This window comes from Pontimicrobium aquaticum, assembly GCF_005047595.1.
In the GTDB taxonomy this organism is placed as follows: domain Bacteria; phylum Bacteroidota; class Bacteroidia; order Flavobacteriales; family Flavobacteriaceae; genus Pontimicrobium; species Pontimicrobium aquaticum.
Genome location: NZ_SUPL01000015.1, coordinates 1 through 11,202, shown reverse-complemented (window position 1 = coordinate 11,202; position 11,202 = coordinate 1). Strand labels below are relative to the sequence as shown.

Sequence of the window (11,202 nt, the reverse complement as noted above, 5' to 3'; positions counted from 1 at the left end):
AACAACGCGCATAAAACATAGCTGGGATAGGTCTAATTAAACTATTTGTCTTATTTTTAAGGCAAATACCGAGTCTGAAAATAGCGGTTATATGACCGCTAAATTTCATGCTCGTAACCGTTGTGTTTCATACTGAACCAGCCGCATATTTTAGCACTTTCGGTTTTTGCCAAGGCTGAATTCCAACGCTTAAAAAACCAAAAGAGCTAAAATTTCCCAACACTCGAATTGAATATTCCAATTAAAATATTTAGATTTGTCAAAAAATGACAAGTCTTATGAAAACCACATTTGGAGAATACATCCGACTTTTACGAAACGAAAACGAATTGACTCTAACTCAACTTGCTGCTAAACTGAATTTGGACTCTGCAAACTTGAGCAAAATCGAAAATGGAAAACGAGATTTTGATGAAAAACGTTTGCCAAAACTTGCCAAAATCTTCAAACTCAATCTTACGGAATTACGAAATGAATATGTGACCGACCAAATTGGAAAACATATTTACGAAACAAATTGCACAAAACAACTTTTACAAGTTGCAGAAGAAAAAGCAGAATATAGAAGAACACTTAACAAATCACTTCAGACACAATAAAATATGAATGTAGTATCATTTTTCGCAGGAGCTGGCGGACTAGATTTAGGATTTCAAAAAGCAGGATTTAATGTTGTTTGGGCTAATGAATATGACAAAGATATTTGGGAAACTTACGAGAAGAACCATAAAAATACAATACTAGACAGACGAAGTATTGTGAATATTGAATCAGACGAAGTTCCGGAATGTGATGGAATTATTGGAGGACCACCTTGCCAAAGTTGGAGTGAAGCTGGCTCATTACGTGGAATAAATGACAAAAGAGGACAATTATTTTATGATTTCATCCGAATATTAGAAGCAAAACAGCCAAAATTCTTTCTTGCCGAAAATGTGAGCGGAATGTTATTGGAAAGACATAGCGAAGCTTTAAAAAACATTAAAGAAATGTTTAAAAATGCTGGATACAGATTGTCCTTCAAATTATTAAACGCATCAGACTTTGATGTTCCACAAGATAGAAAACGTGTGTTTTTTGTTGGTATTCGAGAAGACCTTGATTTTGAATTTCAGTTTCCTCAACCAATGAATGAAAAAGTAACTCTTGAACAAACAATAGCTGATTTGCAAAATTCAGTTGTTCCTGCAAAAGAAGGAAATAAAACAAACAAAGAAAATTGTAAAGTACCAAATCACGAATATATGATTGGTGGTTTTTCTTCAATGTTTATGTCAAGAAATAGAGTAAGAAGTTGGGACGAACAATCTTTTACAATACAAGCAGGTGGACGACACGCACCAATTCATCCTCAAGCACCAAAAATGAAATTCATTGAACAAAACATTCGTGTTTTTGTTCCAGGACAAGAAGATTTATATCGTAGATTAAGTGTCAGAGAGTGTGCAAGAATCCAAACTTTTCCAAACGATTTTGTTTTTCATTACAATCATATTGCTGCTGGATATAAAATGATAGGAAATGCAGTTCCTGTAAATCTGGCTAAACATATTGCCATAAGTATTAAATCTCAAATTGAGAACGCTGAAAAGAAACCAAAACGAGTTACGAAGAAAAAATTGGAATTAGAAAATATACTTTCATAATTTATGGCTAGTCAAACTATTAATGGTAAAGCTTTCGAGTATGCTTTACTCTTTGAATTTTATGAACGTTTAAAAACAATCACAAGCGTTTCAATTACAAAAAACGAACCTTATAATACAGCCAAAGGCTTTTTTGATAGTTTCAGCGAATCTGAACAAGACACTTTTAGAATAACAGCAAGTGCTTCAATTAATTTCCTCATTGACATTGAACCTAGATTATCAAATGGAATTAACGAAGGTGATACTTTGGTTTTGGAATTAGTAAGTGACCAAGCTGGACAAACTGGAGATGTACGAGACGTTTTAATGATTCGCTCTTTACAAAAATGGGAGATTGGAATCTCTGCAAAAAATAATCACAGAGCAGTTAAGCATTCAAGATTATCTAATAAAATCAACTTTGGAGAAAAGTGGTTAGGCGTTTCTTGTTCGGATAACTATTTCAAAGAAGTCAATCCAATCTTTGATATGCTAGCTGATTTGAGAGCAAAAGATAAATCAACGAAATGGACTTCAATTGATAATATGCACCAAGTTGTGTATTTACCAATTTTAGATGCTTTTAGAAAAGAACTACTTCGTTTGGACAAAGAAAATCCGAGTATTGTAGCAGAAAATTTGGTGCAATATTTAATAGGTAATCAAGATTTTTATAAGGTAATTAAAGGTAAAAAGAAAGTTGAAATTCAAGCTTACAATTTACATGGAACTTTGAATCTGCCATTTGAAAAAGTAAAACCAAAAGCGAAGATTCCTAAACTAAAATTGCCGACAAGATTAATCGAAATTGTTTATCAAGAAAACTCGACAACAACATTATTGGTTTCTTTGAACGAAGGTTGGCAAATATCTTTTAGAATTCATAATGCAAGTTCGAGAATTGAGCCTTCATTGAAATTTGATATTAATTTAGTGAGTGCACCGCATACTTTGTTTACGAATCACATATTTGTTAACGGATAAGCCAACGCTTAAAGCCATACACATTTGCAATTCGCTACAGCCACCACACAAACCAAAAATTGCAAAAGAGTATGTCTTTGCCAACGCTAGAAAGTTCGCGGAAAAAAAGTACGAAAACACAACAACGTATATAAAAAATAGCGGTTTAAGTGTTCAAACCAAAAGTAATTTTATAAATTTAAGGCTAGCATAAATCCGAAAAGTTAGTGCTAAAAATCCGCTACTTTTCATATACAAGACCGTTATGCACAAGTTGAGGAAACCGAATGAAAGCGAAAATTGAGAAACATAAAGTAAGTGGAAAAGTATACACTTGGACTTATAAAGACAATAACCGAAATTATCCAGGTTGGAACTTTACGGTTGACTTAAAAGCGAGTGAAAGTCTTTCAGAATTATTGAACTTAATGTCTAATTGCGAATGGTCGTCTAAAAAGAAAATTACGACTGAATTGCCAACTCAAGCGCAACTGAACGTGCCGAATAACCAAAACGGAACTGCTAAATGGAAATCTAAACCGAATCTGACTTTAAATTGCAAAACGTCTGAATCGGAAAACCATTGGCTGATTAAAGAGCTTGATAACGGAATTGAAATTGAGTTCGGAAAAGAAAAACTGACTGAATTACAAAACGCAATAAACGGAATTCCAAAAGGGAATGGAGATTTTGCAATTTCTGACCAAAACGAGGAGAACATTTTGTACTTCTGGTGGAATTTAGAAAAATAAAAAACCAGTGCATAACAACGTGTATAATTCATTGCTTCTGATTTTCCTCGCGGAAAATCATCGCGACTGAATTAACGTAAGTGTTTTTTTACTAAATTAGTCGCTGAAACACGCAACGTAATCATACACAAACCCGTTGTAAATAATTGTGAAAAGGCCCTTGACCAAAAAAGAATATTACGTTTACGGATTAATAGACCCAAGGGATAATCAATACTTCTACATAGGAAAAGGAAAAGGCAAAAGGTATTTATCACATTTAAAACCCAAAAGATTTGACTTCAACACTGCAAAACTCGAAAGAATTAAAAACATTCAGAATTCTGGTTACCATGTAAAAATTGAAGTTCTATTTCCAAATCTTGACGAAGAAACAGCTTTTGAATTAGAAAGGTTAATAATTTATAAATTAGGAAGAGAAGTTTTAAACGAAGGAATTTTAACCAATCTAAATCCTGGCGGAAAGTGGAAGCCAAAAGATTCTGTATTTTATCCTGATAATTTCAAATCCGATTTTGACTTAAATAAACTTGACTTTGTTGCTCAACAAAAATTTCAAGAAATACCTACTCTCTCAAAATTTAATTATCTAAATACACCAAATGGTTTACAAAAAGTTTTTAGCTACGATAACGAGGGTAATTTTGAATCCGAAGAAACACTCGACCAATTCTTTTCAGATGGAATTAAAGGAGGCACTTTAGAAGTTTTTAAAGCTTTAAGAGAAAATGAATTGCCTATTTATTCACGTCGTATTTATTCAAAATACTATTTTGAAAAATTTTATGTTTCAGATAAAATTCCTTTTGCTCAATTTGATATAATTGACGAACAATTTAATCGTGAATTTGATAAAGAGTTCAGACAATCTAAAAAGTTTAAATTAGAGTGTAAAAGAAGAACTAAAAGATGGATATTATGAATACGCAAGAACTACATATTTTGAGAACGGAAAAGAATATATCAGAATTAGCAACTACAATCAAAAAAAGACATATGATAGATGGTTTGCTAATGGTGTTAAAGAAGTCGAACTGATAGAAGATGTTGGTTATGTTTATTACAACGAATTAGGGAACAGAATACGAGTAGAACCAATTAACAATCGAAATTCAAATACAGAGAATGAATTGTCATTGGATTTTACAGAAAAGAAAGAACTTTCTGAAGAAATGAAAAAAGAAAAGGAACAAGCCGAAAATGATTGGTTTGAATATGAAAACGAATTAAATAAATTAAAAGAAGAATAAAACAACTATTTACAACAACGTGTAAGCGCAATAACGGCTGAATTTCCTAATCGCAAATTCAACTCGTTTTGCTAAATTAGGTGCGTCAGCGGAAAGTACTCGCGCACTTTCCCGTTACTGACGCTTACACAAAACCGTTGTGTGTAATTATGAAAATGACATTCAGAACAATAAATATTATTCTATTCATACTTTGTTTTAGTCCAGTTTTTGGACAAACAAATGTTCTTATTCCGAATAAAGGAATTGAAGGAATATCTATTGTGATTGACTCATCGACAATTCCGGATGTAATTGAAATTTATGGAACTGATTATACTATGTCCGAAAAGACTTTAATTACAAACTATCGTTATGACAAAATAGGTATAACTTTTCAAATTGACCCTTATGATAAAAACAAAATTGTAAGGTCAATTTCAGTTCAATCGCCATTTAAGGCTAAAACAGAAAACGGAATTGTACTAAATGAAAGTACAATGAAGGATGTTTGGAACACATATAATGACAAAGGTTGTTTCACATCAAAGACTTATGCTTGGAACACTCAAAATGGAATTTCTTTCTATATTAAAAAAGACCCGAATGAAAAAGGATATGATACAGAAGAGAAAATATTTAAAATAGAAATAAATAATAATGGCGATTTTGGAATTTCTTCAAGAATAAACTTCGAGTTTAACGATGAACCTGTAAAGGAAAAATTAAACAGCTTGATAACAATTCTTAAATCGGACAATTTCAACTTTCAAAAATTGGACAGCTTTTGGAGTGCAGAAAAAATTACCGAAAAAGAACCTTATGGACTTGAAAAACGTACAAGCTTCAATAGAAAGATTGAGAACAACTTAACTCAAGAAAGCTCTGAATTATGGCTAGTAGGCAGTTCATATAATCTAAACATAATTACTTCATCAAATAATCAATTGGTCTATTTAAAACTAACGGACAATAACGAACATAAAGCACTATTTGAGAGAATAGAAAACTCGAACTTTGAGAAAACCGATTTTGATGTTTACACATACGGAACTTTTTGTGGAATTGCAGGAACACCACCAGACAAATGTCAAAAAATGCTTGACCTAGTTAATGGAAAAGACTTTAATAAATTAGCAAAATGGATGCAATCATTAAATCCAGAAATTGCCACCTATGGTTATATCGGACTACAATACCTAGTTCAGAATGAAATTGATGTTCCAGAATCTTGGTTTACTCGAATGAGTAAATTGAATAAATCTGAAATTCAACTAAATACTTGTGGTGGCTGTATTTATGGAGTAACAGAAAAAATTAAAGACGTATTAAAAGAAGATAATTTAAAACAAATATATAAGTCATTTAAAGCAAATGGATGGCTAAAATAACTACACACAACAAGGTATAAAAATTAATTGCTTGGTATGAGCCTGCTTACGAAAATCCTCGCGGATTTTCTATTCGGTTTGTATTTGCTAAATTCGTTGCTAAACCACGCAACTAATCTTATACAAAACCGTTGGCAACAAGCTGAAAAATGAACTACGCAAGAAACAAAATAGAACTTGAAGAAAATGGATTTTCCGTTTTATCTGACTTGTATTCGGAGAACGAAATAAGTGGAATTTTAGCTTGTATCGAAAATGCTGAACAGGACGGAAATCCGTTTATGAAAACAAAGGATTTATTTGCGATTAGACAATTAATCAAAAATGTACCTGAATTGAGCGATTTGTTGTTTAACAAAAAACTGAATAAATTAATTGCTGACCTTTCCGAATCCGAATATTTCTTAACAAAAGCCATCTATTTTGACAAACCAAGCGAATCGAATTGGTTTGTTGCTTACCACCAAGATTTGAGCATTTCAGTTGACAAAAAAGCCGATTTGGAAAATTATGTGAATTGGACTTTTAAAAAAGGACAACACGGAATTCAACCACCAATTGAGATTTTACAAGACACAATTACAATCCGAATTCATTTAGACAAAACGGACAAAAACAACGGAGCATTAAAAGTAATCCCAAAATCTCATTTAAAAGGAATAGTACGTGCTGACTCAAAAGATTGGAACATAGAAAGCGAATTTGTTTGTGAAATAGAGAAAGGCGGAGCAATGTTAATGAAACCTTTGACTTTACACGCTTCGAATAGAACAACAAACGGAAAGAAAAGACGAGTAATACATTTAGAATTTAATAAACATAAATTAACTGAACCGTTGGCTTGGTTGGAACATTATGGTATAAAAAAGCCAGTTGCCAACATTGTATAAAAATAATGCGTAAGTTTAATCCTCAATCTAAAGGCTAGTACTTGTTTGCTTGCATCTGATTTTCCTTCGGAAAATCCTCGCACTCAAACTACGCACTATTCTTATACTAAACCGTTGTGCAACATTAGAAAAAACCGATTGAATGACAATATTTCTATGGATTTTAGGTGTAATAATTCTGATAATTTTATCAGTTTACTTATTGTATTTTGTTCCATTAAGAAAAACCGAAGATGGATTTGAATATGTACACGTAGAAGAAAACGGAACTGTAAGAGAATTATCGAGAGAAGAAAAAGGTTATCTAAAAGAAACTTTTGACCCAGCCGATGGAGCTAGACCTTACATCAAATCCAGATATGAAAGTAAAACACCAGATGGAAAAATTCACGGTTACATTCCGAGAAATAGAGTTCCAAAAAGAATAGAAATTATTGAGCCAAAAATGGAAACCGAAACTTGGAGAAGAACTTGGGTTTTAGTGATTAAAGATTTGACAAACTTGGATTATCAAAAACGAACTTGGCTCGACCCAAATAATACAAATCCATATTATTCTTTCGTAGAATTTATGTGTTCTTATTTTGACGATTTGGATTTATCCGATGGTTACGAAAAGCCTATTAAAAACGGATTAGTAACACAAAAAGAGTACGAATCAATTTCCGAATGGAATAAGCTACTTTCCGAATATGATTCACCGAACAATAATGATTATGACCATAAAGCAATTCTGAATGATAAAAAATGGATTAACATCGTAGATTTAGGAAAAGAATCACTTGGGAATTTAAAACCTAATTTGAATAAATTTGAAAGAGGTTTGCTTATATGAAAATAACGTTGCACAACACCGTATATAATTTATTGCTAGTTCTAGCCTACTTACGAAAATCCTCGCGGATTTTCTATTCGGTTTGTATTTGCTAAATTAGGTGATTAAAACACGCAACAAACCATATACAAACACGTTACAAAAAATAGTTCCGAAAAAATGTACGCAAAAGAAATTAAACTGAATTCAGAAAAAACACACCTTGCGACAAAAGTCATTGAATTCGACAATGACGGAAATGTAATTAATGAAAAACTGATTTTTGAACACGACGATTTCCCTGATTTACCTTTCGGATTTGATGAAAACAATTTTCCTAATGGATTTTCAGACGAAGTTTCTTTTGAAGATTCAGAATTAATCAATGGCGAGTATGTAGTGGAAAGAACAGGAATGAGTGACGAAACTGGAAATCCATATCAAAGATATTTTGAGACAACCAATAAAACTTTTTTTAATAATAAAAAACAAAAAATACGTGTTGAGGAAAATGGAAAATATGAAAATTTCATTCAAACTTTCGAGTATGACGAAGATGGATTTTTAATTAAAGAAAACATTGATAATCTGACCAATCTGTTCAATTATACGGAACGAACTAATCTTTACGGAAAAGTTTTCAATGACAAATTACAAAGACCCATTAAACTATTAAAGTACACAAAGTTGGATGACAATTCTGAGATTTTCTATAGTTACACAAGATTTGGAGATTTAGCGAATATTTCGAGAATTGATAACGGAACTGGAATTACAGAAGAGCAATTTATTTATGTTTATGACTCAAATGGTAAATGGATTTCTAAACGTCATTTCGAAAATGGACAATTGACTTCAATTTACGAAAGAGAATACGGAGACTTTGCAGAACATTTTAAAGAAGAGGAAGATTTGGGTGACCTTCCTTTTTGATAAAAAATTGCGTGTCACTACTTTTTGTAACAACGTGTATAATTCATTGCTTCTGATTTCCCTTGCGGAAAATCCTCGCGGCTGAATTAACGTAAGTGTTTTTTTACTAAATTAGTCGCTGAAACACGCAACGTAATCATACACAAAACCGTTGCCAGTAATTTGATGAAACAAACATTTCTTCTAATATCAATCTTTTTGAGTCTGAATTTATTCGGACAAAAACCAACTGAAAAAGTTGGAGAAATTGAGGTTAAATTAATTGGACATAACTTCAAAAGAAATTCAGATTACGAACTGACCAAAAAGAAAACGAACAGAAAAAACCGACCATACCTGAGAATGTATTTTAATTCCAATGGGACTTTGTTGAAATCAATTGGATTCGGAAAACACCATAATACAGACTTAAGACTTATAGACAGAATTAATATCTACAAATATGACAGGAATGGATTAAAGTCAAAAATAGATATTTGGGAAACTGACTACGATAAAGACCTTTCGTTCACCTATTATAAAATATTTGATTTGGACAGCACTCAAACCAACATTCTTTCGGAGAAAATGTACGAAGTTGAATCCGATACGATATACACTCAAACCGACTATTGGTATAACGAAAAAAGCGAATATCAAGGAATAATTTTTGACTCAACTTATTACTACAAAAGAAAATACAACGAGAAAAAACAACTCATTAATCTTCAACAGATTTACGATGGGAAACTTAGATGGGAATGGAACTATTCATATTATGACAGTAAGAGAATTGGAATATTTCAAACATTCTATAATGACGGAAAAGATTACTCAAAAAAAGAGATTAAAACTTATGACAAACTCGGACGTTTGATTGAAATTGAAGAATTGCAGATAACCAAAAATGGTATGAAAGAAAAAACAAAAATATATTATGGTAAAAATGGGGTTATTGACAGAATTGAGGAGTATGATTCATACAATCGAGAAGATGGATACGAATTTGTTTCATATCAAGAGGTCAAAGTAAAAAGCAAAGTAATTGTTGATTCCCAGATTGCTGAAAGAATTAACGAACAAATAATAACGGAATAAAAACTACTGGCAACAACGGCTATAGTTCATTACGGCTGAAATTCCTAATCGGAATTTCAAGCCTTTTTGCTATTTTTATGGTTACGGCGGAATGATACTCGCGTACCATTCCGTAACGAAACCATAGCCAAAACCGTTACCTACAATTATGAAAATCCGCATTTTAACCATATTTCTGCTGACAATTGGAATAACCAATGCCCAAGAAAAATATTCGGAATTGATTATTGGTACGTGGGAATTTGGCAAAAACTGTGATTTAGGAACAGACGCTGAAAAGAACGAATTTGAGGAAATTCCTTGGTGTCCACCATATACCGAAAACGGAACAGGATATCCGACTCGAACTTATAAAAATGACGGAGAATATATCGACTATTTTACATCTGAACACATAGAATACGGAAAGTGGAAAATCAGAAACGGAAAACTAATTTTAAAGAATAGAATATCAAAACAAAACGCTGAATCAAGAAAAGAACTGATAGAAAGATTTTTAAAAAAAGGACTGATTTCAAAAGAATCTGACGGATTTTATTATCAAAAACCGATTGAAATTGACATCAAAAGTTTAACTGAAAATCAACTCGAATTCGGAAATGAAAAAGTTTACTCGATTCACAAACGAATAAAATAACTGTAGGTAACAATGGCTATAATTCATTGCGGTTGAATTCCTAATCGGAATTCAACCCAAATTTGCTATCTTTCAGCTACGGCGGAAAATCCTTGCGGATTTTCACGCAACGAAACCATAGCCAAACACGTTGGCAAACATTTGAACTCACTCAAACGAATGACATCCGAGGAAAAAATTAAAACAATTCAAATAATTAAAAACCGTATCAATAGTGACAAAAATGGCTATTGCAGTGTTTATTGGGCAATTAGACAGGTTAAAAAAGAATATATGCCTAAAGATTTTGAAATTAAAACCATATCTTCCATTATTACCGAAAACGGAAAATACATTAAAGAACCCAATCATAGTAAATCTCATATTGATTTTGATATTACATTAAACCCTGAATCTAATTGGTTTAAGAGAAACCCTGTAAAAACAGAATTGTTACGAATTTTTATTGCCATTTTTATAGCTATAATAACATCAATTATCACTACCGAAATAAAAATAAAAAATAAACAGTCAGATAAGACACAACAATCGACAAAACAGAATACCCCAATATTAGAATCCACAAACGACCCCATAACGGAACAGGACAGTTCAAAAACTCAACGACCGATTTAAAAAAACGATTTGCCAACAACGTGTAAAAACCATTGCTGCGGATTTTCCCTTTCGGAAAATCCTTTTTCTCTCTTTTGTTTCTCATTTTTTTCATTTGTTTTTGTTAATTTTCCGCAACGGATTCTTACACAAATTCGTTGTATGCCATCGTGACCCGTCCTGAATAAAGGCTACATAATTTCAAACATTATGTACAAAAATGACAAAGTTATCAGACGGTATTCAGAACCTTTTAAACTGAAAATTTTAGACGAACTTACAACAGGAAAACTA

General features: G+C 32.1%; 12 protein-coding genes. All 12 read left to right on the top strand.

All coding sequences use genetic code 11. The annotated features are described in order from the left end of the window. The first annotated feature begins 278 nt into the window (after positions 1 to 278). The 12 genes from E5167_RS15210 (at position 279) to E5167_RS15155 (ending at position 10,929) form a co-directional block, all read left to right on the top strand. The gene (locus E5167_RS15210; RefSeq protein ID WP_042294514.1) at positions 279 to 599 is read left to right on the top strand and encodes a helix-turn-helix domain-containing protein; all 321 of its coding nucleotides are present in this window, start codon (positions 279 to 281) and stop codon (positions 597 to 599) included. Positions 600 to 602: 3 nt separating this feature from the next. Then, positions 603 to 1,646, top strand: coding sequence for a DNA cytosine methyltransferase (locus tag E5167_RS15205; RefSeq protein ID WP_136845017.1), 1,044 nt, complete (start codon positions 603 to 605; stop codon positions 1,644 to 1,646). Positions 1,647 to 1,649: 3 nt separating this feature from the next. After that, the gene (locus E5167_RS15200) at positions 1,650 to 2,612 is read left to right on the top strand and encodes a HaeIII family restriction endonuclease (RefSeq protein WP_136845016.1); all 963 of its coding nucleotides are present in this window, start codon (positions 1,650 to 1,652) and stop codon (positions 2,610 to 2,612) included. Between the two features lie 266 nt (positions 2,613 to 2,878). After that, positions 2,879 to 3,343 carry a hypothetical protein gene (locus E5167_RS15195; RefSeq protein ID WP_136845015.1) on the top strand — a complete coding sequence of 155 codons (465 nt, stop codon included), beginning with the start codon at positions 2,879 to 2,881 and terminating at the stop codon, positions 3,341 to 3,343. A 160-nt stretch (positions 3,344 to 3,503) separates the two neighbouring features. Beyond that, positions 3,504 to 4,265, top strand: coding sequence for a GIY-YIG nuclease family protein (locus E5167_RS15550; protein ID WP_239022013.1), 762 nt, complete (start codon positions 3,504 to 3,506; stop codon positions 4,263 to 4,265). Between the two features lie 477 nt (positions 4,266 to 4,742). Then, the gene (locus E5167_RS15185; protein WP_136845014.1) at positions 4,743 to 5,963 is read left to right on the top strand and encodes a hypothetical protein; all 1,221 of its coding nucleotides are present in this window, start codon (positions 4,743 to 4,745) and stop codon (positions 5,961 to 5,963) included. A 149-nt stretch (positions 5,964 to 6,112) separates the two neighbouring features. Next, on the top strand, positions 6,113 to 6,853 hold the full coding sequence (locus E5167_RS15180) for a phytanoyl-CoA dioxygenase family protein (protein ID WP_136845013.1): 741 nt from the start codon (positions 6,113 to 6,115) through the stop codon (positions 6,851 to 6,853). 142 nt (positions 6,854 to 6,995) lie between these two features. Next, entirely contained in the window at positions 6,996 to 7,688 is a 693-nt protein-coding gene (locus E5167_RS15175; RefSeq protein WP_136845012.1) for a hypothetical protein, read from the top strand. A gap of 159 nt (positions 7,689 to 7,847) precedes the next feature. Beyond that, on the top strand, positions 7,848 to 8,600 hold the full coding sequence (locus tag E5167_RS15170; protein WP_136845011.1) for a hypothetical protein: 753 nt from the start codon (positions 7,848 to 7,850) through the stop codon (positions 8,598 to 8,600). A 198-nt stretch (positions 8,601 to 8,798) separates the two neighbouring features. After that, positions 8,799 to 9,677 carry a hypothetical protein gene (locus E5167_RS15165; RefSeq protein WP_136845010.1) on the top strand — a complete coding sequence of 293 codons (879 nt, stop codon included), beginning with the start codon at positions 8,799 to 8,801 and terminating at the stop codon, positions 9,675 to 9,677. Between the two features lie 148 nt (positions 9,678 to 9,825). Further along, positions 9,826 to 10,314, top strand: a complete 489-nt coding sequence (locus E5167_RS15160) for a hypothetical protein (RefSeq protein WP_136845009.1) — start codon at positions 9,826 to 9,828, stop codon at positions 10,312 to 10,314. A 159-nt stretch (positions 10,315 to 10,473) separates the two neighbouring features. After that, positions 10,474 to 10,929, top strand: coding sequence for a hypothetical protein (locus tag E5167_RS15155; RefSeq protein ID WP_211242161.1), 456 nt, complete (start codon positions 10,474 to 10,476; stop codon positions 10,927 to 10,929). Positions 10,930 to 11,202 lie beyond the last annotated feature (273 nt).